At 71.4% G+C, this 23,700-nt stretch carries 21 protein-coding genes and 2 tRNA genes; 11 read left to right on the top strand and 12 right to left on the bottom strand.

Going from position 1 to position 23,700, the window contains the following annotated elements:
• Positions 1-30: 30 nt before the first annotated feature.
• The 5 genes from IF67_RS0102710 to IF67_RS0102690 all read right to left on the bottom strand — a co-directional run bounded on the left by IF67_RS0102710 (position 31) and on the right by IF67_RS0102690 (position 4,687).
• Positions 31-1,497, bottom strand: coding sequence for an HD-GYP domain-containing protein (locus tag IF67_RS0102710; RefSeq protein ID WP_078889232.1), 1,467 nt, complete (start codon positions 1,495-1,497; stop codon positions 31-33).
• A 188-nt stretch (positions 1,498-1,685) separates the two neighbouring features.
• Complete coding sequence (gene rsrA / locus IF67_RS0102705; protein WP_030981681.1) at positions 1,686-2,087, bottom strand: mycothiol system anti-sigma-R factor; 402 nt, start codon at positions 2,085-2,087, stop codon at positions 1,686-1,688.
• Positions 2,084-2,779: a sigma-70 family RNA polymerase sigma factor gene (locus IF67_RS0102700; protein ID WP_030981679.1), complete on the bottom strand. Its 696-nt coding sequence runs from the start codon at positions 2,777-2,779 to the stop codon at positions 2,084-2,086. Before IF67_RS0102700 ends, rsrA begins: the two co-directional genes overlap by 4 nt.
• Before the next feature lie 327 nt (positions 2,780-3,106).
• Positions 3,107-3,739: an alpha/beta family hydrolase gene (locus IF67_RS0102695; protein ID WP_030981678.1), complete on the bottom strand. Its 633-nt coding sequence runs from the start codon at positions 3,737-3,739 to the stop codon at positions 3,107-3,109.
• Between the two features lie 114 nt (positions 3,740-3,853).
• The gene (locus IF67_RS0102690; protein WP_030981677.1) at positions 3,854-4,687 is read right to left on the bottom strand and encodes an SOS response-associated peptidase; all 834 of its coding nucleotides are present in this window, start codon (positions 4,685-4,687) and stop codon (positions 3,854-3,856) included.
• A 35-nt stretch (positions 4,688-4,722) separates the two neighbouring features.
• Between IF67_RS0102690 and IF67_RS0102685 the strand changes: the two genes are divergently transcribed.
• From IF67_RS0102685 to IF67_RS0102670, 4 genes are all read left to right on the top strand, one after another.
• A complete protein-coding gene (locus tag IF67_RS0102685; protein ID WP_030981676.1) occupies positions 4,723-5,487 on the top strand; it encodes a M50 family metallopeptidase in 765 nt (254 codons plus the stop codon).
• Between the two features lie 166 nt (positions 5,488-5,653).
• Positions 5,654-7,027 carry a 3-phosphoshikimate 1-carboxyvinyltransferase gene (aroA, locus tag IF67_RS0102680; protein ID WP_030981675.1) on the top strand — a complete coding sequence of 458 codons (1,374 nt, stop codon included), beginning with the start codon at positions 5,654-5,656 and terminating at the stop codon, positions 7,025-7,027.
• 14 nt (positions 7,028-7,041) lie between these two features.
• Positions 7,042-8,049: a ribosome small subunit-dependent GTPase A gene (gene rsgA, locus IF67_RS0102675; protein ID WP_030981674.1), complete on the top strand. Its 1,008-nt coding sequence runs from the start codon at positions 7,042-7,044 to the stop codon at positions 8,047-8,049.
• Positions 8,050-8,214: 165 nt separating this feature from the next.
• Complete coding sequence (locus IF67_RS0102670) at positions 8,215-8,538, top strand: DMT family transporter (RefSeq protein WP_030981673.1); 324 nt, start codon at positions 8,215-8,217, stop codon at positions 8,536-8,538.
• A gap of 110 nt (positions 8,539-8,648) precedes the next feature.
• Here the strand turns inward: IF67_RS0102670 and IF67_RS0102665 are convergent, their stop codons facing one another.
• A complete protein-coding gene (locus IF67_RS0102665) occupies positions 8,649-9,383 on the bottom strand; it encodes a TetR/AcrR family transcriptional regulator (protein ID WP_030981672.1) in 735 nt (244 codons plus the stop codon).
• A gap of 177 nt (positions 9,384-9,560) precedes the next feature.
• Here IF67_RS0102665 and hisN point away from each other — a divergent pair, with 177 nt between their 5' ends.
• Positions 9,561-10,364 (top strand): histidinol-phosphatase, encoded by an 804-nt coding sequence (gene hisN, locus IF67_RS0102660; protein WP_030981671.1) that lies wholly within the window; start codon positions 9,561-9,563, stop codon positions 10,362-10,364.
• A 151-nt stretch (positions 10,365-10,515) separates the two neighbouring features.
• On the top strand, positions 10,516-10,917 hold the full coding sequence (locus IF67_RS0102655) for a cyclic nucleotide-binding/CBS domain-containing protein (RefSeq protein ID WP_030981669.1): 402 nt from the start codon (positions 10,516-10,518) through the stop codon (positions 10,915-10,917).
• Positions 10,918-11,088: 171 nt separating this feature from the next.
• On the opposite strand, the gene IF67_RS0102650 is transcribed toward IF67_RS0102655, so the two are convergent.
• Positions 11,089-12,552: a catalase gene (locus IF67_RS0102650; protein WP_030981667.1), complete on the bottom strand. Its 1,464-nt coding sequence runs from the start codon at positions 12,550-12,552 to the stop codon at positions 11,089-11,091.
• Positions 12,553-12,712: 160 nt separating this feature from the next.
• Between IF67_RS0102650 and IF67_RS0102645 the strand changes: the two genes are divergently transcribed.
• From IF67_RS0102645 to IF67_RS0102630, 4 genes are all read left to right on the top strand, one after another.
• Entirely contained in the window at positions 12,713-13,132 is a 420-nt protein-coding gene (locus IF67_RS0102645; RefSeq protein ID WP_030981666.1) for a Fur family transcriptional regulator, read from the top strand.
• Positions 13,133-13,429: 297 nt separating this feature from the next.
• Entirely contained in the window at positions 13,430-14,287 is an 858-nt protein-coding gene (locus IF67_RS0102640; protein ID WP_030981664.1) for an ABC transporter ATP-binding protein, read from the top strand.
• On the top strand, positions 14,284-15,180 hold the full coding sequence (locus tag IF67_RS0102635; RefSeq protein ID WP_030981662.1) for an ABC transporter permease: 897 nt from the start codon (positions 14,284-14,286) through the stop codon (positions 15,178-15,180). The genes IF67_RS0102640 and IF67_RS0102635 overlap by 4 nt, the downstream gene beginning before the upstream one ends.
• A gap of 49 nt (positions 15,181-15,229) precedes the next feature.
• Positions 15,230-16,366, top strand: a complete 1,137-nt coding sequence (locus IF67_RS0102630) for an ABC transporter substrate-binding protein (RefSeq protein WP_030981659.1) — start codon at positions 15,230-15,232, stop codon at positions 16,364-16,366.
• A 58-nt stretch (positions 16,367-16,424) separates the two neighbouring features.
• On the opposite strand, the gene IF67_RS0102625 is transcribed toward IF67_RS0102630, so the two are convergent.
• The 4 genes from IF67_RS0102625 to IF67_RS0102610 form a co-directional block, all read right to left on the bottom strand.
• Positions 16,425-16,498: transfer RNA gene (locus IF67_RS0102625), tRNA-Met, on the bottom strand.
• A gap of 118 nt (positions 16,499-16,616) precedes the next feature.
• Positions 16,617-18,467 carry a tetratricopeptide repeat protein gene (locus tag IF67_RS0102620; RefSeq protein ID WP_199812671.1) on the bottom strand — a complete coding sequence of 617 codons (1,851 nt, stop codon included), beginning with the start codon at positions 18,465-18,467 and terminating at the stop codon, positions 16,617-16,619.
• A 206-nt stretch (positions 18,468-18,673) separates the two neighbouring features.
• Positions 18,674-18,747: transfer RNA gene (locus IF67_RS0102615), tRNA-Met, on the bottom strand.
• Between the two features lie 107 nt (positions 18,748-18,854).
• Positions 18,855-21,662, bottom strand: coding sequence for a UPF0182 family protein (locus IF67_RS0102610; RefSeq protein WP_030981655.1), 2,808 nt, complete (start codon positions 21,660-21,662; stop codon positions 18,855-18,857).
• A gap of 214 nt (positions 21,663-21,876) precedes the next feature.
• Here IF67_RS0102610 and IF67_RS0102605 point away from each other — a divergent pair, with 214 nt between their 5' ends.
• Entirely contained in the window at positions 21,877-22,431 is a 555-nt protein-coding gene (locus tag IF67_RS0102605) for a PPA1309 family protein (RefSeq protein WP_030981653.1), read from the top strand.
• Between the two features lie 74 nt (positions 22,432-22,505).
• On the opposite strand, the gene IF67_RS0102600 is transcribed toward IF67_RS0102605, so the two are convergent.
• Positions 22,506-23,603, bottom strand: coding sequence for a PDZ domain-containing protein (locus IF67_RS0102600; RefSeq protein ID WP_030981651.1), 1,098 nt, complete (start codon positions 23,601-23,603; stop codon positions 22,506-22,508).
• Between the last annotated feature and the right edge of the window lie 97 nt (positions 23,604-23,700).

Below are 23,700 nucleotides of genomic sequence, written 5' to 3'. Positions count from 1 at the left end.
GGACCGTCCGGGGCCCCTCCGGGACGCCGCTCACCGCGCACCGTCCCGCCCGGCTCCTTCGGGCCGCAACTCGGGCCGCGGCGCCCGGCGCTGCCCGCCGGCGGCCGCCTCCCCGGCCCTCTGCGCCGTGCCGGCGCCCTGCTCCGCGACGGCGCCCTGCCCCTCGCGCACCGCACCGGTCTCCGCGTCCGCCGCCGTCACCAGGTCCGGGTGCCAGCCGTACCGGTCGAGCGACGCCGCCAGCGCCCGGACCATCCGCGCGTCGAACTGCTCCCCGGCACATTTGCGCAGCTCCTCCACGGCCGCCGGCACCGGCCGGGCCCGGCGGTAGGAGCGGGTCGAGGTCATCGCGTCGAAGGCGTCGGCGACCGCCACCACCCGTGCGCACTCCGGGATGTGATGGCCCCTCAGGCCGTACGGGTAGCCGCGGCCGTCCAGCCGCTCGTGGTGGTGCAGGATCGCCGCCCGCGCCTCCTCCAGGAAGCCGATACCGCGCACGATCTCGTGTCCGTACTCGGGATGCAGCTCGATGACCCGGCGCTCCTCGGGCGTCAGCGGCCCGTCCTTGCGCAACAGCCGGGTGGGGACGCCGAGTTTGCCGACGTCGTGCAGGATGCCGGCGAACCGCAGCACCTCCACCCGGTCCTCCGCCATGCCCAGCTCCCGGGCGATCATCACCGACGCGCGCCCGACCCGCTCGCTGTGCCCGCGGGTGTAGCGGTCCTTGATGTCCACGGCCTGCACGAGGGCGCGGATGGTGGCCTGATGGGCGGTGCGTTCACGGTGGTACTGGGCGAAGACCCAGCACGAGAGGCACATCGGCAGCAGCACCAGCAGCGCCGCCACGGGCCCGTACGAGCTGCGCCACAGGACCGCCATCATCAGCCCGGCCAGGCCGTGCACCAGATGCGGCCCCAGCGAACGGGTCAGCGCACCGCGCCAGGCGGTGCGCAGCGGGTGCCGCTCGGCGGCGACCAGCACACCGCCGTCGAGCACCGCGAGCACCGCGCAGAAGGTCGCGGCGGCGGCTGCGGCCGGCAGCAGCAGAACGGGGAACTGCGGTGCGGACAGCGGATGGTGGCCGATGGCCCGGAAGACCTGGGCGGCCGCGCAGCAGGCCAGCGCCAGCTCGGCGGCGTGCCAGAGCCGGCGGGCGGCGGCCGAGCGCGCCTCGGCCGGCCCGGTCAGCGCGCCGGGGACGGCGGCCAGCGCGGCCAGCGGCGGCGGCAGCAGAAAGACCCCGGCGAGCAGGACGGGGCTGGCCCAGCCGGCGACGGAGCCGCCGGACGCTCCGGCGGAAGCCGGGCCGTACGGCGCCCGGCCGCCCAGCAGCGGGCAGCGGTGCAGCTGTTCACACAGTGCGTACAAGATGGCCAGGGCCAGGGTGCTGCCCCAGGGGGCGCCGGCTCCGAGCCGTGACGCCGGGGCGGCACACAGCGCCGCGGCCAGTGTGGCGCAGCCGATATACCCTCGCGCGGCCGCCGGAAGTCCCCGCATCGCGCCCTCCTCACCGTGCCCACCGCTCTCCCCCACGCCCTTGAGGAGCAGAGAGACCCCGTTGCCCTGCCTCCGCAGTGCGCTGGGGTCCGGTGAGAATAGAGGGGCTGGGGCACCGGGGAAGGTGCATCAGCGGATCGGGCGGGACGAATCGCCCCGCCCCTCACCCCTTAGGGTGATGTGCCGCCTTATTCGGCCCGCGCGGTTTTGGTCCGTGCATCGGCGGAACCGGTCGCCTCGGCCGGACCGGTCCCCTCCTCGGATGCGGCCGCCCGCTCGCGCTGTGCCTGTTCCTTCTTGGCCTGTTCGAGCACGCTCACCTCGGGCACGGTCTCCCCGGCCCGGATGAGGTCGATCCGGCCCATGACCTTGGAGCGCAGATCGCTGGGGACGTCGTCATGGCCGCAGCAGCGCTTGACGAGCTTCTTGACCGCCTGCTCCAGGCCGTACTTCTCCAGGCACGGCGAGCACTCGTCGAGATGCACCTGGAAATCTGCGCACTCCCCCTCGGGCATCTCCCGGTCGAGATACTCGTAGAGGTGATCAAGGACCTCTGAGCAGTCCTTCTCATGCGGGTCTCCGCAGCTCATGATCCCGAGCCTTTCCGGTCGTGCGACTCCGACGTGCGCGCGGACTGCGGGTCCGCGGCCGCCGCCCCCGCCGGAACCAGCCCGCGCTCGCGGGCGTAATCCTCCAGCATGCCGCGCAGTTGGCGCCGGCCGCGATGCAGACGGGACATCACCGTGCCGATGGGCGTCCCCATGATGTCCGCGATCTCCTTGTACGCAAAGCCCTCGACATCCGCGAGGTAGACCGCGATACGGAATTCCTCGGGGATCTCCTGGAGCGCGGCCTTCACGTCCGAGTCGGGGAGATGGTCCAGCGCCTGGGACTCGGCGGAGCGCAGCCCGGTCGACATATGCGACTCGGCGCGCGCCAGCTGCCAGTCCTCGATCTCCTCGGCGGCGCTGCGCTGGGGCTCGCGCTGCTTCTTGCGGTAGGAGTTGATGAAGGTGTTCGTGAGGATGCGGTACAGCCACGCCTTGAGGTTGGTGCCCTCCCGGAACTGGTGGAAGGACGCATACGCCTTGGCGTACGTCTCCTGCACCAGGTCCTCCGCGTCGGCCGGGTTGCGCGTCATGCGCAGCGCGGCGGAGTACATCTGGTCCAGGAACGTCAGCGCGTCCCGCTCGAAGCGCGCATTGCGCGCGGCGGCGCTCTCCTGAGCCTTCTCCTCAGCCGTGCCGTCGGTCCCTGCGTCGGTACCGGTGACCGGACCCACCTCCTCCAACCCCGTCATGGATCCGGATGCGGACCCACCCGATTCGGAGAATAGACGACGATCCGGTACCGCCGCCGCTCCAGCCAGGGCGGGCTGCGTCACCTGCACCTGCGACCACGGCAGGTCAGCGGCCGGGCGGGCCGGGCAAGCGATTCCCATGCGGCGGACTCCCATTCCTCGTGCTTCACCGGACGTACTCGAGTACTACGCCTGGCACAACAGCCACGTCCGCCGGGGCATTCCCGGGGCCCGCATCAAGATCGGAGTCCCGGACCCGCGACCCGGAACGGCAAACCCGCTTGCCGCTCCGGCAAGCAGGCGCAACGGTCAGCCGAACATCCCGTCCAGCCAGGCCGCCACCGCGTCCGTGATCACGGCCATCGACTCCGCCTCGCCCACGCCCGCCTTCTTCGGCACCGCGAAGCCGTGGTCACCGTGCGCCACCTCGGTGATCTCCGTCCCCGGCGGGAACTCCTCCGGCCGGCCGAACGGATCCCGGCCGCCCTGGACGACCAGCGTCGGCACCCCGGCGCCGGTGAGCTCGTCGGCCCGGGACTTCTCCGGCCGGCCCGGCGGATGCAGCGGAAAGCTGAGCGCGAGTACCGCGTGTGCGCCCAGTTCCCGCGCCGTACGGCAGGCCACCCGGGCACCGGCACTGCGGCCGCCGGCGACCACCGGCAGCCCCGGCTTCTCCAGTGCCGGCCACAGCGCGGTCCATCCGGTGTCCAGGGTCTTCGGCGCGGGCGCCAGCTTCTTGCCCGCCACCCGCCACGGCTGCTCGACCAGCGCCACGGTGTACCCACGGGCCGGCAGCGCGGCGGCCAGGGCCCTCAGATCGCGTGCCTCGATGCCCCCGCCGGCGCCATGGCTCACGGCCACCACGGCCCGCGCCGGGGTGGCGTCGCGGTGCCAGGTGATCCGGGCGTCGCCCGCCGGTGTCGCGACCGTCTCGGTCTCCATCGCCCCTGTGCTCATACGCCCATCCTGCCCGTGCCTCGGCCGGAAGGTCGCCGCAGCACGCCAGGGCGGCGCCCGGGGACCTGCGGGCGGCCGGCACCGCGCGCCCGTCGCGGGTCAGAACAGCGTGCCCGCCTCGGGGCCGTCGAGCTCGGCGACCAGCTCGGGCCCGTTGTTGCGGACGTTGCTGACGCCGGTCGGGACGGGATGGGCGCGCATCAGCCCGGCCGGCGGCGGCGTCAGCAGGTCACGCACCTCGTCGGGGTCGGTACGGTCCGGGTCGAGCCAGGCGTCCCAGCGGTCCGGTGTCAGTACCAGCGGCATCCGGGGGTGGATCTCCGCCAGGGACTGCGGCCCCGGGCCGCCGCTCGCCCCGGCCAGCGGGGTGGTCTCGGCCTCCGTGGTGACGACCGTGCAGGTCACCCACCAGGCCAGCGGATGGTCGCCCGGCAGCGTCCGGTCCCGCCAGAATTCGTACAGCCCGGCCATCGCCATCACCGTGCCGTCGGCGGGCGTGACGAAGTACGGCTGCTTACGGGGCCGCTTCTTCTTGCCCTGCTCCTCCAGCTGCCGCTCCGCGGCGTCGGTGACCCACTCGAAATACCCGTCACCGGGGAGCAGGCACCGACGGGTCGCGAAGGCCTGCCGGAAGGACGGCTTCTCATGCACCGTCTCGGCCCGCGCATTGATCATCTTTGCGGCGGCCTCGGGTGATTTCGACCACGACGGGACCAGGCCCCACTTCAGCGTCCGCAGCTGGCGCGCCGGGCCGCCCGGCGGGAAGCCGTCCGCCGCCGCGCCCTTGAGGGGACGTTCGAGCACCGCGTGCACCTGGGCCGTCGGAGCAACGTTCCAACTGGGTGCCAGGGTCTCCGTCGGCTCCCACTGCTGAACGCCGAAGATTCCCACCAGTTCCTCGGGCCGTCGACTCGCTGCATACCTACCGCACATGCGTGCCACACTGCCATGCCACACGAAGGGGAGACATGGACACCGACCACCTCACCGACATATGGAGCCGGGTCTTCGGGACCCAGCCCGCCCCGTCGCTCTGGCTGGTGATCGTCACGGCGGTGCTCGCGCTGGGCGCCGTCGTCCCGCACACCGCCTGGCGGCTGGCACGCAACGCCATCACCATCGCCCACGAGGGCGGGCACGGACTGATCGCCCTGCTCACCGGCCGTCGCCTGGACGGCATCCGGCTGCACTCGGACACCTCGGGTCTGACCGTTTCGCGTGGCAAGCCGACCGGCCTGGGCATGGTGCTGACCGCCGCGGCCGGGTACATCGCACCGTCCCTGCTCGGCCTGGCGGGCGCCGCGCTGCTCGCCGCGGGGCACATCACGGCGCTGCTGTGGGGCGCGACCGCGCTGCTGCTGGCGCTGCTGGTCATGATCCGTAACGCCTACGGCGTGCTCACCGTCGTACTGACCGGCGCCGCTTTCGTGCTGGTCTCCTGGCTGACGACGGCGGATGTGCAGGCGGCGTTCGCCTATGCCGCGGTGTGGTTCCTGCTGCTGGGCGGAGTGCGGCCGCCGTTCGAACTGATGGGCAAGCGGCGCAAGGCACGCGCCGCGTCAGCGGCCCCTCCAGGGGTGGCGGTCGGGCGACGGGCGGGCGGAGCCGTGGACTCCGATCCGGACCAGCTGGCGCGCCTGACCCATGTTCCGGCGGCCCTCTGGCTCGGCCTGTTCCACGTGGTGACGCTGTGCTCCCTGATCGGCGGCGGGCGCTGGCTGCTCGGCCTGTGACGCCAACCGCCCCGGGGCGGCGGCCGGTTCCCGTACCGCCACGCCCAGGGGCGCCCACCGCATCCCCGCCCCCGGCACGGGAGCGCACTGCCCGTGCCATGTTCCGGAGGGGTTGCGCCGCTTTTGATCAAGATCGGCACCCTTGGCCAGCCATTAAAGTAAGGGCATGACCGAGAGCCCCGCACACCCCGCCCCATGGCCCGCCCCCCTCGCCGCCGGGGCCGTTGATGCCACCGTCACCGTGCCCGGCTCCAAATCGGTCACCAACCGCGGCCTGGTCCTGGCCGCCCTCTCCTCCGAGCCCGGCTGGCTGCGCCGGCCGCTGCGCTCCCGTGACACGCTCCTGATGGCCGAGGCGCTGCGCACCCTGGGCGTCGGCATCGAGGAGACGGCGTCCTCCAGCTCCGCCGGCTCCGCGGACTCCGCCGGGCAGCCCGGCGGCGGCGAGGCCTGGCGGATCATCCCGGCAGGCCTGCACGGCCCGGCCACCATCGACGTCGGCAACGCCGGCACGGTCATGCGCTTCCTCCCCCCGGTCGCCGCGCTCGCCGACGGCCCGATCCGCTTCGACGGCGACCCGCGCTCCTACGAGCGTCCGCTCGGCGGCGTGATCGACGCGCTGCGCGCCCTGGGCGCCCGGATCGACGACGACAACCGCGGCGCACTGCCGATGACCGTCTTCGGCAGCGGCGCACTGGACGGCGGTCCGGTCGAGATCGACGCGTCCTCGTCCTCCCAGTTCGTCAGCGCCCTCCTGCTGTCCGCACCGCGCTTCAACCAGGGCGTCGAGGTCCGGCACGTGGGCGCGGCGCTGCCCTCCATGCCGCACATCCGGATGACCGTCGACATGCTGCGCAGCGTCGGCGCGCAGGTGGACACCCCGGAGGCGGGCGGCGAGCCGAACGTCTGGCGGGTCACCCCCGGCGCCCTGCTCGGCCGCGATCTGGTCGTCGAGCCGGACCTGTCCAACGCCCAGCCGTTCCTGGCCGCGGCGCTGGTCACCGGCGGCCGGGTCACCATCCCTGACTGGCCCGAGCACACCACCCAGCCCGGCGACGCGCTGCGCGAGATCTTCACCGCCATGGGCGGTTCCTGCGAGCTGACCGACCGCGGGCTGACCTTCACCGGCAGCGGCCGTATCCACGGCATCGACGTCGACCTGAGCGAGGTCGGCGAGCTGACGCCGGGCATCGCCGCGGTCGCCGCCCTGGCCGACTCCCCCTCCACGCTGCGCGGGGTGGCGCATCTGCGGCTGCACGAGACCGACCGGCTGGCCGCGCTCACCAAGGAGCTCAACGAGCTCGGCGGCGATGTCACCGAGACCGCGGACGGGCTGCACATCCGGCCGCGTCCGCTGCACGGCGGGATCTTCCACACCTACGAGGACCACCGGCTGGCCACCGCCGCGGCGGTCATCGGCCTGGCGGTCGACGGTGTGGAGGTGGAGAACGTCGCCACCACCGCCAAGACCCTGCCCGACTTCCCCGCGATGTGGACGGACATGCTCGATCCGGCGGCCGTCCCCGCCCGGAGAGTCTGAGGGGTACCGCCGCCATGCGCCGCTACGGCAAGAACCCCGACGAGGACGACATCCGCGTCCGTCCCAACCCCAAGGGCAACCGCCCCCGGACGAACATCCGGCCCAAGCACGAGGACGCCGGTGAGGGTCTGGTGCTGACCGTCGACCGCGGCCGTCTGACCTGCCTCATCGAGGGCCGTACGGTCACCGCGATGAAGGCGCGCGAACTGGGCCGCAAAAGCGCGGTGGTCGGCGACCGGGTCGCCGTCGTCGGCGATCTGACCGGCACCAAGGACACCCTCGCCCGTATCGTCCGGGTCGAGCCGCGTTCCTCGACACTGCGCCGTACGGCCGACGATGACGACCCGTTCGAGCGGGTCGTGGTCGCCAACGCCGATCAGCTCGCGATCGTCACCGCGCTCGCCGACCCGGAGCCGCGCCCCCGGCTCATCGACCGCTGTCTGGTGGCCGCCTTCGACGCGGGCCTCGACCCGCTGCTGGTGCTCACCAAGTCCGACCTGGCTTCCGCGGACACCCTGTTGGAGTCCTACGGCGATCTCGGTGTCCCCTACCTCGTCACCAACCGCGACGAACTCGCCGACGGCAGCGCCGCCGACCGGGTCAGGGCGGCGCTGACGGGCCGTATGACGGCGTTCGTCGGACACTCCGGGGTGGGCAAGACCACCCTGGTCAACTCCCTGGTCCCGAAGCGCCGTCGGGCCATCGGCCATGTCAACGCGGTCACCGGCCGCGGGCGGCACACCACCACCTCCGCGCTGGCGCTCCCGCTGCCCGACGACTCGGGCTGGGTCATCGACACCCCGGGCGTACGGTCCTTCGGGCTGCACCATGTCGACCCGTCCCGGGTCATCCACGCCTTCCCGGATCTGGATCCCGGCACCGCCGGCTGCCCGCGGGCCTGTAGCCACGACGAACCGGACTGCGCGCTGGACGCATGGGTCGCCGACGGGCACGCCGATCCGGCCCGTCTCTACTCCCTGCGCCGTCTCCTGGCCACCCGCGAGCGACGCGAGGGCGACTGACCGCCGAAGTTTGCTGACGCCCGTCCGAGGTAAAGGCATAATCACACCAAGCCCGGCGTAGTGGTCCACCAGGCCCCGATCGCCAGGACGGGGCCGGAACGAGTGATGTTGACGTCCCGTCGATGCTCACGTAGGACCGGCCCCAGCTGACGGAGGCAATGGCACATGGCGTGGCTGCTCGTCGTGGTGGCGGGGATCCTGGAGACCGGCTTCGCGGTCTGCCTCAAGCTTTCGCACGGCTTCACCCGCCTCTTTCCCACCATCGCCTTCGCGGCCTTCGCCCTCGGCAGCTTCGGTCTGCTGACGCTGGCGCTGCGCAAGCTCGACGTCGGGCCGGCGTACGCGGTGTGGACCGGCATCGGCGCGGCCGGTACGGCGATTTACGGCATGGCCTTCCTCGGCGATGTGGTCTCCACCCTGAAGATCGTCTCCATCACCATGGTCATCGTCGGCGTGATCGGGCTACAGCTGTCGGGCTCGGCGCACTGATCCCGGGGCCTCGTCTCGGCACAGCGACCGGTGCCGGCCCCCGTTGCTCGGTGACGCCCGTCAATTCCTGCGGGCGCGTCACCCGCAGGACCCACGGCCGTGACACCCCGTCATCCCCGGTCGGCCGGCGGCGCGCCGACCGGCATCCGGGCGAAGGCCCCCCGTACGAGCCGGGACACCGCCTCCGTCTCCAGTTCCCGCCGCGCACGCTGTGCCGGTATGCGGCCCGGCGCCGGCACCATGCCGGGAGTCGGCGGGGCGACCACACAGGCCAGGGTCAGCCGCGCCGCGGTCTCGCAGGCGGTCCCCAGGGCGGGCAGCTCCTCCGCGGGCCAGTCGGGCTCCAGCGCCGCGACCGCCTGGTCGCAGAACCTGCCGACGAGCTCCGCGGGGCCCGGCAGCGGCCCCTCCACGGGCGCCGCGGCAGGCTGCGCGGGGACGCCGGGCCGGACGGCCGGTAGCTGTACGGCGTCGGCGGGCGCCGGCGCAGGGGTCGGCAGCCGGTCGCCCCAGCAGCCGGTCAAAGCGGCTCTGACCAGGGGATTGGCGCGGGCGGTGCGCAGCGTCCAGGCGGCCGCGGCCACCACCCGGCCCGCCGCGTCGCCCCGCGTTCCGGCGGCCGAGGCTCCCCGGGACAGCGCCCGTGCGACTCCGGCGAGATAGCTCTCGGTCTCCCGGCGGACCAGGGCGTGGGCGAGCCCTTCCTTGCTGCCGAACTCGTTGTAGAGGGTCTGCCGGGAGACCCCGGCGGCGGCCGCGACATCGACCATCCGTACGGCCGCCCAGGGCCGGTTCATCAGTGCCGTGTAGGCGGCATCGAGCAGGGATTCACGCGCTGCGGGCATCCGTCGCCTCCCACGGCTGCCGGCCCAGTCGGCCGGTGTGCGCACAGAATTGACGCGGCGCCAGATGCTGTCAAGGGTCGTCGCAGCACCCGCTCACCGGCGGGGCCCGGGGCCGTCACACGCCCGGCGGCGCATGGTCGTGTGGCTCCTGCGTATACCAATCGATACTGTTCGCACATGCCCGACTATCACGATGATCTTCGCCTCGGCCATGTCCTCGCGGACGCCGCGGACGCCGCCACCATGGAGCGCTTCAAGGCCCTTGACCTCAAGGTCGAGACCAAACCGGACATGACACCGGTGAGCGAGGCGGACAAGGCCGCCGAGGAACTCATCCGCGGCCAGCTCCAGCGGGCCCGGCCACGCGATGCGGTACTCGGCGAGGAGTTCGGCAGCGAGGGCGCGGGGCCGCGTCGCTGGATCATCGACCCGATCGACGGCACGAAGAACTATGTCCGCGGAGTGCCGGTCTGGGCGACGCTGATCGCGCTGATGGAGCGCGGCGAGGGCGGTGACCGCCCGGTGGTCGGCATCGTCTCCGCGCCGGCGCTCAACCGCCGCTGGTGGGCCGCCGACGGCCTGGGGGCCTTCACCGGCCGCAGTCTGACCTCCGCGAGCCGGCTCCAGGTCTCGAAGGTCGGCCGCATCCAGGACGCCTCCTTCGCCTACTCCTCGCTGACCGGCTGGGAGGAGCGCGGCAAGCTGCCCAGCTTCCTCGATCTGAGCCGGGACTGCTGGCGCACCCGGGCCTATGGCGACTTCTGGCCGTACATGATGATCGCCGAGGGTTCGGTGGACATCTGCGCGGAGCCGGAGCTGTCGCTGTGGGACATGGCGGCCTGTGCGGTGGTCGTGAAGGAGGCCGGCGGACAGTTCACCGGTCTGGACGGAAAGCCGGGTCCGCACAGCGGCAACGCCGCGGCCTCCAACGGTCTGCTGCACGAGGATCTGCTGAGTTACCTCGGCGACTCTGCCCGCTGACCTGCGGCGGGGCGGGGGATTCGGACACCCGTCCCGCAGTTGCCCCTTGTTGCATCGGCACCGGCATGTGAACATGAGAATCCCCCACTTTGTGAACTTGTGAATCCCTTCGCAAGCACACTCACCAAGGAGGTGGCTCCACTCCATGCCCATGCACGTCAAAGACGCCATGAGCACGGTGGTCCTCACCATCGGGCCCGCTCACACCCTCCGTCAGGCGGCGCAGCTGATGGCGGCCCGCCGCATCGGCGCGGCCGTGGTCCTCGACAACGACAACAGCGGCATCGGCATCCTCACCGAGCGCGACATCCTCAATTCCCTCGGCGCGGGCGAGAACCCCGACCGGGAGACCGCCCAGACCCACACCACCTCGGACGTGGTCTTCGCCGCTCCGGACTGGACCCTGGACGAGGCCGCGGATGCCATGGTGCGCGGCGGCTTCCGCCATCTGATCGTGCTCGACGACCATGAGCCGGTCGGGGTGGTTTCCGTACGCGACATCATCCGCTGCCGGTCGGCCGCCACGGAGCGGGCCCGCGCCGTACCCGCCTGAGCCGCGAACGGCCCCGGGCACGAACACCCCGGAGCCACCCGCACGAAGAGGCCGGAGCCCACTGGCGTCCGGCCTCTTCGTTTATTACGGCAAGCGACAATTGAGCAACCCCCACGGCAATCAACCACGTCCGCGAGAGCGGCGGCGGCTTAGCCGCAAAGGGCGCGCCCGTCAGCCGCGCAGGGCCTGGACCGCGGCTTCCAGCCGCTTGCCGTAGTCCGCGTCCGCCTTGCGGAAGTTCTCGATCGCCCGCTGGGCGATGTCGTCGCGGGAGACCTGGGAGATGAAGCCCGCCAGGTTGTCGATCAGGCGCCCCTTCTCGTCCTCCGACATCAGGCGGTAGAGCGTGCCGGCCTGGACGAAGTCGTCGTCCTCGGCATGCGAGGGCGCGGCCTGCTCGCCGGTGGGGCCGGTCACGGCGGCCGGCTGCCACAGGGGCCGGCCGGTCTCGGCCGGGCCGCCGAAGCTGTTGGGCTCGTAGTTCTTCTGTCCGGCGTGACGGCCGTCGTAGAGGGCACCGTCCCGGCCGTGGCTGCGCGCCTCGGTGGCGTGCGGGCGGTTCACCGGGAGGTGGTCGGCGTTGATGCCGACGCGGTAGCGGTGCGCGTCGCCGTACGCGAAGAGACGGCCCTGGAGCATCTTGTCGGGGGACGGGCCGATGCCCGGCACGAAGTGGTGCGGGGAGAAGACCGACTGCTCGACCTCGGCGAAGATGTTCTCCGGGTTGCGGTTGAGCTCCAGCTTGCCGATCTCGATCGGCGGGTAGTCCTCGTGCGGCCAGACCTTGGTCAGGTCGAACGGGTTGAAGCGGTAATCGGCCGCGTCCGCCGCGGGCATGATCTGCACCTGGACGGTCCAGCTCGGGAAGTCGCCCCGCTCGATGGACTCGCGCAGATCGCGCTGGTGGCTGTCCGGGTCGAGGCCGGAGGTCTCGGCGGCCTCGGAGGTCGTGAGGTTCTTGATGCCCTGGTCGGTCTTGAAGTGGTACTTGACCCAGAAGACCTCACCGGCGGCGTTGTTCCACTGGAAGGTGTGCGAGCCGTAGCCGTTCAAGTGGCGGTAGGAGGCGGGGATGCCGCGGTCGCCGAACAGCCACGTGACCTGGTGGGTGGACTCGGGCGAGAGGCCCCAGAAGTCCCAGACGTTGTCCGCCTCCTGCGAGCCGGTGTACGGGTCGCGCTTCTGGGTGTGGATGAAGTCGGGGAACTTGATGGCGTCCTTGATGAAGAACACCGGGGTGTTGTTGCCGACGAGGTCGTAATTGCCCTCTTCGGTGTAGAACTTCAGCGCGAAGCCGCGCGGGTCGCGCACCGCGTCGGCGGAGCCGAGGTTGCCCGCGACGGTCGAGAAGCGCAGGAAGGTCTCGGTCTGCTTGCCGACCTCGGAGAGGAACGCGGCGCGGGTGTACTCGGTCACATCCGCGGTCACCGTGAAGGTGCCGTACGCACCGGCGCCACGGGCGTGCACGATGCGCTCCGGGATGCGCTCACGGTTGAAGTGCGCGAGCTTCTCGATCAGGAGCTGGTCCTGGATGAGGCCGGGCCCGCCGATGCCGGCCGTCTCGCTGTTCTGGTTGTCCCCGACCGGAGCCCCGGACTCCGTGGTCAGCGGTCCGGTGGTGCTCTCTACCGACACGTGCGCCTCCTGAAAAGTCTTCTCCACCTGCCCTTGGCTTGCGCCGGTCACGATCCTACATTGGACAATGTCTAAGTCAAGAAGAAGCCGAAACTCACACTCGATCCGGCGATGGACCTGCGCTGCTACCCTGGCTGTATCTGACTGATGGGTGATTGGCATGAGTGACCTGCTGGAACGGCTCCGAGGGCGCGGCTGGCGGCTGACCGCGCAGCGACGCGTCGTCGCCGAGGTCCTCGACGGGGACCACGTCCACTACACCGCCGACGAGGTGCACGCGCTGGCATCCGACCGGCTTCCCGAGATCTCGCGCGCCACGGTCTACAACACCCTCGGCGAACTGGTCTCGCTCGGTGAGGTGATCGAGGTGAGCACGGACGGCCGGGCCAAGCGCTACGACCCCAACGCCCACCACGACCACCAGCACCTCATCTGCTCGCAGTGCGGCACGATCCGCGACGTCCACGTCCAGGGCGACCCGCTCTCCGCACTGCCCGAGCCGGAGCGCTACGGCTTCCAGGTCTCCGAGGTCACCGTGACCTACCGGGGCATCTGCCCCAACTGCCACGCCACGTCCTGACACCAAGGGGAGCCGGCCCCCGTCCGGGCCCTCCCCGCACCGCGTCACGCCGTACCCCCCCCCGAGCCCGCGTCCCTCCGGCCGCGGGCCGCTTCGCGTGCCCGGCCCGCCCACCGACCCCCGCTGCCACCCCGCACCCCACCTCCCCCACCGCACAGCCATGCCCGCACGCCCCTTGCCCGAATCTGACGCACCGTCATATCGTCGGCCGCGCCGCGCTTTCCGGCCACCGGGCCCGACCGGGCCCGCGCCCCGCACCACGGCGGCACCCTGTCCGCACTCCGCAAGGAGCACCCCGTGGGAGAGCCGCACCCTTCCCCCGCAGCGCACCGCCCACCCGCCGAGCCGTCCGCCCCTCGCCCACCGGCCCTGCGCGCCCGCGCCCTGACCCGCTCGTTCGGTCGCGGCCGCGCGGCGGTGGCCGCCCTCGGCCCCGTCGACGCCGAGATCGCACCGGGCGAATTCGTCTGTCTCGTCGGCCCGTCCGGCTGCGGCAAGTCGACCCTGCTGCGGATCGCCGCCGGGCTGCTGCGCCCCAGCGAGGGCGAGCTGGAGATCCGCGCGGGCACCGACCGGCCGGCCGCAATGATCTTCCAGGACTACGGCATCCATGACTGGAAAACCGTGCTGGCCAATGTCCGCTTCGGCCTCGACATCCAGCGCTTGCCCCGCAAGGAGGCCGACGCACGGGCCCGCTCCTGGCTCGCCCGGATGGGGCTCGCCGACTTCGCCGGCGCCTATCCGGCCGCGCTCTCCGGCGGGATGCGCCAGCGCGTCGCCATCGCCCGCGCGCTCGCCGTGGAACCGGAGATTCTGCTGATGGACGAGCCGTTCGCGGCCCTCGACGCCCAGCTGCGCACCCTCCTCCAGGACGAGCTGCTCGCCCTCACCCAGACCACCCGCACCACCACCCTCTTCATCACCCACAGCCTCGAAGAGGCCCTGGTGCTCGGTGACCGGGTCCTGGTGATGTCCGCCCGGCCCGGCCGGATCATCGCCGAACGCCGCCCGCCGTTCGGCCGTCCACGCACCGGCGCGGTCCGGGACACCCCCGAATTCACCGCCCTGAAGGCCGAGTTATGGCAGCTGCTGCGCAACGAGGTCGAAGGGTCCGCCACGGCACACCCGACCGCCGAGGGGGCCGTCCCCGCATGACCACCGCCCTGCACCCGCCCGGCCCCGGCCACGAGGACGGCCGGCCCACTCCGGCCGGCCGTCTCCTCGTCCGCCGCCCCGGCCCCCAGGAGCTGCGTCCCCGGCGTACCCACCGCCGCCGGCGCACCCTGGAGATCTCCCTCGCCGTCGCCGTCCCGCTGCTGCTCGTCCTGCTGTGGCAGCTGGCCGCCGACCGGGCCTGGATCGACGACCGCATCTACCCCGCGCCGTCCACGATCCTGGCCGACGGCTGGCAGCGCGCCCTGGCCGGCGACCTGTGGCCGGACGTGTGGGCCACGCTCCGGCGCGTGCTGGCCGGGTACGCCGTCGGCACCGTCTCCGGCTACCTCCTGGGCCTGCTGATGGGCTCGCTGCCGCTCGTACGGGCCGCCCTGGAGCCCCTCCTGGACGCCCTGTACGTCGTGCCCAAACTCGCCCTGCTGCCGGTCTTCCTCAACATGTTCGGGCTCGGCGAGGGGCCGCAGGTCGCCCTCGTCGCCGCCACCGTCTTCTTCTTCGTCTGGATCTCCACCATGGCGGCGGTGCTGGCCATCCCCTCCGGGCACCGCGACGCCGGCCAGGTGTTCGGCGCGAGCGCCTGGCAGATGTTCCGGCACGTCCTGCTGCCGGCCTCCCTGCCCGCCGTCCTGGTGGGCGCCCGGATCGCCGCGGGCGTGGCCGTCCTCGTCATCGTCGCCTCCGAGCAGATCGCCGCCACCGACGGCCTCGGCCATCTGATCTTCGACTCCCGTGCCCTGTTCCAGAACGACGTGATGTGCGTCGGCATCGTCTGTGTGGCCGTCCTCGGGGTGCTCTTCTCCGAGCTGGTACGGCTGGCCGGGCGCATCCTCACCCCCTGGGCACCGCGCGACCGCGGCCGGTCCCAGAGCTGACCCACCGCACCGACCCGTCCGTCCCGACGCCGCCCCGCACGGAGGTCCCATGCGCACCCGCACCACCACCGTCGCCGTGCTCCTCACCGCCCTCGCCCTCGGCGCGGGCTGCGCCGCCCACAAGGACGACGGCGCCCCCGCTGCCGGTCCCCGCACCATCAAGCCCGTACAGGGGTGCGGCAAGGCCTCCTGGACCGACCCCGCCGACCTCGCCCCGGGCCGCACCCCCGCGCGCTGTGACAAGGGCGCCCCGGCCCCGCGCCCCCTCGCCGAGCGCCGTACGCTCACGGTCGCCACCGGCACCCTCAACGCCGAGTACGTGGCCCCGCTGCGGCTGGCCCTCGCCAGGGGTGAGTTCCGGAAGGAGGGCCTTGACGTCCGGCTGAAGGTCCTGCCCACCCCGGAGGCGCTGCCGCTGCTGGCCAAGGGCGATCTGGACGCCCTGTGGGCGGCTCCCGAGGCCGCCGTTGTCAACGGCATCAACGGCGGTTTCGACATCCGCTGGGTGGCCGGCAACTTCTCCCCCGCCCCGCGGTCCAAGAGCGGTCTGTGGGTGCGTCTGAAGAGCGGGGAGAACGCCTCTTCGGTCTCCCTCAAGGGATCGAGGATGGGCACCATGATCGGGAAGGGCTCCGTGATCATGTACCCGATGGCCGCGTCCTTCGCCCGGCACGGCGCCGACCTGCACTCCGCCGCCTTCCAGCAGCTCGGCTCCGCCGACGTACTGACCGCCCTGACCGGCGGCGGGGTGGACTCCGCCTGGCTGCTCGACCCGGTCTGGCGGCGGGTCGACGGCGACCGGAAATACGCCTTCCTCGGCGGCCAGCCCCAGGGCGAACCGCTCGGCGGCGCCCTGTACGGGCCGACCCTGCTCCAGCGGGACCCGGACGCCGGGGTCGCCTTCCTGCGGGCCTACATCCGCACGGTCAACACGTACTTCGCCGGCGACTACAAGGCCGACCGGTCATTCGTCACCGGGCTGGCGGACCTCCTGGACCTCGACCGGACGATCCTCACCTCGGTGCCGTCGCTCCGGATGGACTGGGAGATCAGAAAGGGCACCGCGGACCGGCTCCAGAAGGCCTACCGGGACGCCGGCGTCACCAGGGGCGCCCCGCTGCCGGAGCACAGGCTGGTCGACCGCAGCCTGTATGCGGAGGCGGTCGGCCACCGGCTGCGACGGTAGAACGGCAGACATGACGAAGGCCCGGATTCTCAAGGAATCCGGGCCTTCGTCTTTTCAGTAGCGGGGACAGGATTTGAACCTGCGACCTCTGGGTTATGAGCCCAGCGAGCTACCGAGCTGCTCCACCCCGCGTCGTTGTTGCCGTAACTCTAACCCCAGGCCGACGACCAGCGCAAATCCCTTCCGCACGGCCCAGGGCCCGGCCCCGTGGACCGGGTCCTGGACCGCATGTGCGTGCCCGTAGCACCCGCTATGCGCTGAGCTCCTCCTGGAGCGCCGTCCGCAACCGCGCCGCACGCTCCGCCACCTCCGGCGGCCCCAGCTCGACGGCGCGCGCACACCAGCTCTGCGCCTCCGCGAGCGCACCGCGCCGGGCGGCGAGCAGCGCCAGCCGCAGCGCGGCCCGGCCATGGCCGCTCTCGGCGGCACGCTGCCACCACAGGGCGGCCTCGGGAAGGCTGCCCTCACGGGCCAGCAGCAGCCCGAGGTTGAAGGCACCGTTACGGCTGCCGGCCTCGGCGGCCGCGCGGTACCAGTCGGCGGCCTCGACGGCATCCCCGCGAGCCGCCGCGAACATGCCAACCCGCACCTGGGCACGACGGTGGCCCTGCCGCGCGGCCCGCTCGTACCACTGCACGCTCTCGTCGTCCGCCGTGCGCTCGCTGTCGGCCAGCCCCTCGCCCGCTGCCGCCGCCCTGCGGTCGAGCAGATCCGCGAGCCGGAAGGCCGCCTCGGCGCTGCCGCCGCCGGCCGCACAGCGCAGATTCCGCTCCGCGTCCTGAAGCTCACCGTCCCGCAGCTGCACGATGGCGACCTGGAGGGCCGCCTCCGTGTGCCCGGCCGCGGCCGCCCGCTCGTACCAGGTGTGTGCCGTACGCTCCGCACCGCGGCCGGCGAAGAGGATGCCGAGGTTGAACGCGGCATCCACGCTGCCCGCCTCGGCCGCCTTGGAGAACCACGGCTCGGCTCCCGCGGCGTCCCCGCGCTGGAGCAGCAGGATGGCCAGCGCGTTGGCGGCCTCACGGTGCCCGGCGTAGGCGGCCCGGCGGTACCACTGCTCACCGCGCCCCTCCCGGCCCTGCTCGGCGCAGAGCAGCCCGATGTTGTAGGCGCCGTTCACATCGCCGGCGTCCAGCGCGACGCGGTACCAGCGCTCGGCGCTCTGGAGTTCACCGCGGTCGGCGTGCAGCGCACCCAGCGCATTGGCAGCGTTGCCATCGCCGTCCTGGGCCGCCCGCCGCCACCACTCCGCGGCGCTCTCCTCGTCCCCCGCGTCACGCAGCAGGAAGCCCAGCGCACAGGCCGCACGGGCCTCGCCGTCCTTGGCGGCGGACAGATACCAGCGGCCCGCCTCCTGGACATCACCGCGGTCCTCCAGCAGCGCGCCCAGTTGCAGCGCCGCCCGCCGGTGGCCCCGCGCGGCGGCCTGGCGGTACCACTGCTCGGCCTCCTCCTGCTGGGTCAGCTCGCCGTACGCGGGCACCGCACGCCGTTCCGCGTCGCGGCCGTCCTCGATGAGCCGCGCGAGGCGGTAGGCGGCCTCGCGGTGGCCGCGCTCTGCGGCCGTACGGAACCAGCGCTCGGCGCCGATGTCGCCGCGGTGCTCCAGGAGGTCGGCGAGGGCGTATGCGCCCAGGCAGTGGCCGGACTCCGCGGACTGGCGCAGCCAGTACTCGGCCGCCGGCTCGTCACCGCGTTCGCGGTAGTGGCGCCCGAGGGCGTGCGCGGCGGCGGCGGAGCCGGCGACGGCCGCGATGCGCCACCAGCCGGCCGCCTCGTCCCCGTAGCCCCGCTGGTGCAGCAGGACGCCGAGGTTGTTGGCCGCGGCGCGGTCACCTGCGGCGGCCGCGGAGCGCAGATGCGACTCGGCGCCGTCGAGGTCACCGCGGCGCAGCAGCATCGCGCCGAGCGCGCTCATGGCGGCGGTGTCGCCCGCCTCGGCGGCCCGGCGGTACCCGGACTCGGTCACGGCATCGGACGCTTCGGCGGCCTCCGCGGCCTCCATCGCGTCCATGTGCAGCTCGGATTCGCGCCCGTCGTCGGGCGCATGCACAAACCGGTCCGTCTCCAACAACCTTGCCTTGTCCCCCATAAGACCCATCGTCGCATCACCTGTAACCCGCGTACACCTGGTATACCGCAGCCAGTGAGGTCACTTCAGCGGTTTGTCGACTTCCCGACACGACGACTTGTCAAACTCAAGCACACACCTTCCCCACATCGGCCGTGCGACCCGCTGTGACCGGTAACGACCTGAACACATGCCGAAGGCCCGGATCCTTGAGGATCCGGGCCTTCGGTCTTCCGTAGCGGGGACAGGATTTGAACCTGCGACCTCTGGGTTATGAGCCCAGCGAGCTACCGAGCTGCTCCACCCCGCGTCGTTGTGACTTCAAGGTATCACGGTAACGGGATGCCCCAGCACCACCGCGCCCCTGTGGCCGCCGGTGCGGAACCGGCGGCCACAGGGGCAGGGCATACGGCCGGCTCAGCCGCCCGGCTTGCCGCCCTTCTCGGACGCCTTCGCCGCGCGGTCCAGCGCCGCCTTGAGCTTCTTCTGGGCCTCGCCGTAACCGGCCCAGTCGCCCGAGGCACGCGCCTTCTCGCCCTCTTCGTAGGCCTTCTGGGCGTCGCCCAGGGCCTGCTGCACCGTCTGGCCGGACGGGGGCTGCTTACCGGTGTCGCCGCCCGGCGGTTCCTCGGTGCCCGTACTGGGCGCCTTCTTTCCGAAGACCACATCCAGCGCGTCCTTGAGGGAGTCCTCCAGGACGGGCTTGTTGTCGCCGTAGCTGACCAGCACCTTCTTCAGGAGCGGGTAGTTGGTGTTGGCGCCCCGCAGATACACCGGTTCGACGTAGAGCAGTCCGCCGTCCAGTGGCACGGTCAGCAGATTGCCGTACTCGATCTCCGAGTCGCCGAACTTCTTGAGGATGTTCAGCTCGTTGGCGATGACCGGATCGGAGTTGAACTTCGACTGCACCAGCTGCGGGCCGGGCACCGGTGTCTCCGACGGCAGCTTCAGCAATCTGATCTTGCCGTAGTCGCCGCTGGTCGCGTTGGCGTCGACGGCCATGAACGCACCGAGGTTGTCGCGCTTGTTGGGCGTGAAGGTCGTCGTCAGCGAGAACTGGCGGTTCTTCTGGTCCGGCATCTTCATGCTCAGGTAGTACGGCGGTACGGCGTTGCCCGACTTGGTCGTCGGGTCGTTCGGGATCTGCCAGCGTTCGGAGCCGGTGTAGAAGGTGCCCGGGTCGGTGACGTGGTACGTGGTCAGCAGCTGACGCTGCACCTTGAAGAGGTCCTGCGGGTAGCGCAGGTGCTCCTTGAGCGCCGGGCCGATGGCACTCTTCTTCTCGACGGTGCCGGGGAAGGACTTCATCCAGGTCTTGAGGACCGGGTCCTTGTCGTCCCACTGGTAGAGCTTGACCGAACCGTCGTAGGCGTCCACCGTCGCCTTGACGGAGTTACGGATGTAGTTGACCTGGTTCTGCTGGGCCACCACCGCCCGCTGTCCGTCGGTGAGCGAATCGGCCGTGCTGTCCCCGAGCGTGGTGCGCGAGGCGTACGGATAGCCGTTGCTGGTGGTGTAGGCGTCCACGATCCACTTGATCCGGCCGTCGATGACCGCCGGGTAGGCGTCGCCGTCGATGGTCAGCCAGGGGGCGACGGATTCGACGCGCTCCTTGGGCGTGCGGTTGTACAGGATCCGCGAGCCCTTGCCGATCGCGCCGGAGTAGAGGATCTGCGGCTCCCCGAACGCCACCGCGTACGCGGCACGGTTGACCGGGTTGGCGAGGTTGACGCCGCTGTTGCCCCGGTAGCTGTAGCTCTTCTCGCCGCTGTCGTCGGAGTAGTCCAGTTCCTTCTGCGGACCTCCGACGATGGAGTACTGCGAGGTCTTCTCGCCGTAGTACACCCGCTGCTGGTACGGGGGGAGCTGCCCCTTGGACGGCAGATCCGACTCGGTGTACTTCGGACCGCCGCCTTCGGAGGCCTCGGTCCCCTTGGCCGCGACCGCGCCGTAGCCGTGGGTGTACTTGAAGTGGTCGTTGATCCAGTTGCGCTCGGGGATACCGGCGATGTTCAGCTCGCGCAGACCGATGACGGTGTCCTGCTCGGCGCCGCCCTTGTCCTTGTAGCGGTCGACGTCGAGGGTGGAGGGGAACTGGTAGTACCCGCGCACCTGCTGCTGTTGCTGGAAGGCCGGCGAGACCACGTTCGGGTCGAGCAGCCGCATGCTGGCCGTGGTGTCGGCGTCATCGCGCAGCCGCTGGCTGTCCGCCTTGGCGGTGGGCTGGTAGTCGCCCTTGTACGGCGTGACCTCGGAGTCCTGGATGTCGTACGCATCCCGGGTCGCCTTGATGTTCTGCTTGATGTACGGCGCTTCCTTGGCCTGCTCGTTCGGCTGGACCTGGAACTTCTGCACGATCGCCGGATAGAGCCCGCCGATGAGGACCGCCGAGAGCACCATCAAGCCGAAGCCGATCACCGGCAGCTGCCACGTCCGCCGCCAGAGGGTGGCGAAGAACAGCATCGCGCAGATCGCCGCGATGAAGAACAGGATCGTCTTCGCCGGGAGATAGGCGTTGGCGTCGACATACCGCAGGCCCGTCCAGTTGTCGGCCGACTTCAGGCCGCTGGACTTGACCGCCAGGCCGTACCGGTCGAGCCAGTAGGCGATCGCCTTGAGCGAGACGAAAATGCCCAGCAGCACCGACAGATGGCCGGTGGCCGCCGCGGTCGCCCGCGAGCCGGGGCTGGTCAGCCGCAGCCCGCCGTAGAGGTAGTGCGTCAGCGCCGCGGCGACCAGGCACAGCACCGCACAGGCGAAGCCGAAGCTCAACAGGAAGCGGTACCAGGGCAGGTCGAAGGTATAGAAGGCGATGTCCTTGCCGAACTGCGGGTCCGTCTTGCCGAACGGCACGCCGTTGACCCACAGGAGCCAGGTACGCCACTCGCCGGAGGCGGAGGCCCCGGCGATCAGGCCGATCACCGCGGTGACCGCGATCAGCGCCCACTTCTTGAACGGGGCGATCCCCATCCGGTAGCGGTCCAGGCTCTGCTGCTCCACGGACATCGCGCTCAGCGGCGGCCGCAGCCGGTGCGCCAGCCAGACGTTGACGCCGACGGCCACGGCCATCAGGACGCCGAAGGAGAAGAACAGGCCGATCTTGGTCCACAGGGTGGTGGTGAAGACCGAGGAGTACTTGACCGAGCGGTACCAGAGCCAATCGGTCCAGAACCCCGCAAACATCACGAAGAGCATGGCCAAAACGGCCAGCACACCCAACGTCATGAGCAGGGTCCGGATCCGCCGCGATGGTCGGCCGACTCTGATCCGTGGCCCTGTCGGGCCTCCGCCGCGGTCCGGCATCTGGAAAGCCAAGGTGCGCACCTCGAAGTTCGCTGTCGTGTTGAGCAGGCCCGGCGATAGTAGGACCCACCGATGCAACTTACGAAGGCTTTACTCAGTTCCCGCTTTCCGGGGTACACAAGGCACGATGTTGAGCATGACCAACCTCCCCGTTGACGGCACCCCCCTCGCCGCCGACCCCCTGACCCGCGCGGTGCTCGAGATCGACGAGTACAGCGCCGGGCTCGGCTGGGATCAGCCCGCCCGACTGTTCGCCCTCGTCGACACCGCCAAGCTGCGCGAGCAGGAGCCCTCGCTCGCCGCCCAGCTCGGCATCGACGACTCCACCACCGCGTCCCTGACCCCCGTGGAACAGGACGAGATCCCGGCGGGCGTCCCGCTGGACGAGTTCCTCGCCACCATCGCCTGGCCGGATGCCGTGGCCGGCTGTGCGCTGACCGTGGAGCGGCTGATGCTGCCGCCGTCCGCGGAGGACTCCGAGCCCGCGGGCATGGACGAGGCGCAGCTCGCCAAGTGGGTCGCCCGGCACCCGGACCGCCAGGAGGTCCGGATGACAGTGGCCGTACTGCGCGACGGACGGCGTGAGTCGGCGCTGCGGCTGCGCGAGAAGGACTCCACGTCCGAGGTGCTCACCGGCTCGGCGCTGGTGCCGGGCCTCGCGGAAGCGCTGGCGGCGACGTTCGAGGGCTGACCGCGGCCGCCAGGGCTGACACCCGGGCCGGACGTGCGCGTCCGGCCCGGAGGGCTCCCCGGCCCTCCGGGCCGCTAGGACCGGGCTGCGGGGCTACAGCTCGGCAGCCCGGCGGTGTCGCCCTTGCGGATCTTCTCCAGCGCCTTGACGGCGTCGCCTATGGTGCCGACCTTGACCAGGGTGAGCCCCTGCGGGGTGTCCTTGGCCGCGGCGGCGCAGTTCTCCTTGGGCGTCAGGAAGAACTCCGCGCCCTTGTCCCGCGCACCGACCGTCTTCATCGAGATGCCACCGATCGGGCCGACCTTGCCCTTGTCGTCGATGGTGCCCGTACCGGCCACGAACTTGCCGCCCGTCATGTCCCCGGGCGTGAGCTTGTCGACGATGCCGAGCGCGAACATCAGCCCGGCGCTCGGGCCGCCGACATCGGCCAGCTTGACGTCGATGGGGAACGGGAAGATGTGATCCACCCCGGCCTGGATGCCCACGATGGCGCGGCCGTCGTCCGCCTTCTGCGTGGTGATCGCGATCTGCTTCGCGCCGGTCCGGGGCTTCTTGCCCTGCTTCTCCGCCGCGGCGGCGTCCTTGGCGGGGATGATCGTGAAGACGACCTTCCCGCCCGGCTTGTGACGGGTGACGAGCTTGGCGACATCGCCGGTCTGCCTGACCTCCGTGCCGTCCACCGCCTTGATCACATCGCCCGCGTGCAGCCGCCCGTCGGCCGGCTTGTCCTTGACGACGGACCCGACGACGGTCTGGCCGGCGAACGGGACGTGCAGCTGACTGAGGGCGGAGGACTTGGCGCTCTCCTGGGACTGGCTGAACTCCTCGGCGTTCTCCTGGTCGGCCTGCTCGGCCGTCTGCCCCTCGGGGTAGAGCGTCTTGTGCGGCACCACGGCGTTGTCGTGGTCGAGCCAGCCGTACACCGCTTCGAAGAGGTTCATGTGGTAGTCGGGGCCCGTGACGCGGACGGTGGTCATGTTGAGATGACCGGTCGTCGGGTACGTCTTGCGTCGCGAGATCTGCAACACCGGCTCACCGTCGTGATCACCGAGGGTGTTGACCGTCGGTCCCGGTGACATCTCGGAATACGGCACGGGGATCAGCACCCCGGCGCAGAGCAGCGCGATCAGCATCAGGGTCGAGGCGAGCAGCGTCGCGGTGCGGCGTGGCATGGAACGACAGTACGGGACGGGTATGACAACCGGCCCGCGGGGCCGTCCGTACGAGGTCGAACACCCGCCCGTACGCGGCCGTCACCCCGAAGGGTGG

Source organism: Streptomyces sp. NRRL S-1813 (assembly GCF_000719605.1).
Taxonomy (GTDB): Bacteria; Actinomycetota; Actinomycetes; order Streptomycetales; family Streptomycetaceae; genus Streptomyces; species Streptomyces decoyicus.
This window is presented reverse-complemented; position numbering and strand designations above follow the sequence as displayed.

What these genes read in the sequence shown, in the direction of transcription:
- IF67_RS0102710 (WP_078889232.1), bottom strand. Translation starts at nt 1,497, where the DNA reads ATGCGGGGACTTCCGGCGGCCGCGCGAGGGTATATCGGCTGCGCCACA.
- rsrA (WP_030981681.1), bottom strand. Translation starts at nt 2,087, where the DNA reads ATGAGCTGCGGAGACCCGCATGAGAAGGACTGCTCAGAGGTCCTTGAT.
- IF67_RS0102695 (WP_030981678.1), bottom strand. Translation starts at nt 3,739, where the DNA reads ATGGAGACCGAGACGGTCGCGACACCGGCGGGCGACGCCCGGATCACC.
- IF67_RS0102690 (WP_030981677.1), bottom strand. Translation starts at nt 4,687, where the DNA reads ATGTGCGGTAGGTATGCAGCGAGTCGACGGCCCGAGGAACTGGTGGGA.
- IF67_RS0102685 (WP_030981676.1), top strand. Translation starts at nt 4,723, where the DNA reads ATGGACACCGACCACCTCACCGACATATGGAGCCGGGTCTTCGGGACC.
- aroA (WP_030981675.1), top strand. Translation starts at nt 5,654, where the DNA reads ATGACCGAGAGCCCCGCACACCCCGCCCCATGGCCCGCCCCCCTCGCC.
- rsgA (WP_030981674.1), top strand. Translation starts at nt 7,042, where the DNA reads ATGCGCCGCTACGGCAAGAACCCCGACGAGGACGACATCCGCGTCCGT.
- IF67_RS0102670 (WP_030981673.1), top strand. Translation starts at nt 8,215, where the DNA reads ATGGCGTGGCTGCTCGTCGTGGTGGCGGGGATCCTGGAGACCGGCTTC.
- IF67_RS0102665 (WP_030981672.1), bottom strand. Translation starts at nt 9,383, where the DNA reads ATGCCCGCAGCGCGTGAATCCCTGCTCGATGCCGCCTACACGGCACTG.
- hisN (WP_030981671.1), top strand. Translation starts at nt 9,561, where the DNA reads ATGCCCGACTATCACGATGATCTTCGCCTCGGCCATGTCCTCGCGGAC.
- IF67_RS0102655 (WP_030981669.1), top strand. Translation starts at nt 10,516, where the DNA reads ATGCACGTCAAAGACGCCATGAGCACGGTGGTCCTCACCATCGGGCCC.
- IF67_RS0102645 (WP_030981666.1), top strand. Translation starts at nt 12,713, where the DNA reads ATGAGTGACCTGCTGGAACGGCTCCGAGGGCGCGGCTGGCGGCTGACC.
- IF67_RS0102635 (WP_030981662.1), top strand. Translation starts at nt 14,284, where the DNA reads ATGACCACCGCCCTGCACCCGCCCGGCCCCGGCCACGAGGACGGCCGG.
- IF67_RS0102630 (WP_030981659.1), top strand. Translation starts at nt 15,230, where the DNA reads ATGCGCACCCGCACCACCACCGTCGCCGTGCTCCTCACCGCCCTCGCC.
- IF67_RS0102620 (WP_199812671.1), bottom strand. Translation starts at nt 18,467, where the DNA reads ATGGGTCTTATGGGGGACAAGGCAAGGTTGTTGGAGACGGACCGGTTT.
- IF67_RS0102610 (WP_030981655.1), bottom strand. Translation starts at nt 21,662, where the DNA reads ATGACGTTGGGTGTGCTGGCCGTTTTGGCCATGCTCTTCGTGATGTTT.
- IF67_RS0102605 (WP_030981653.1), top strand. Translation starts at nt 21,877, where the DNA reads ATGACCAACCTCCCCGTTGACGGCACCCCCCTCGCCGCCGACCCCCTG.
- IF67_RS0102600 (WP_030981651.1), bottom strand. Translation starts at nt 23,603, where the DNA reads ATGCCACGCCGCACCGCGACGCTGCTCGCCTCGACCCTGATGCTGATC.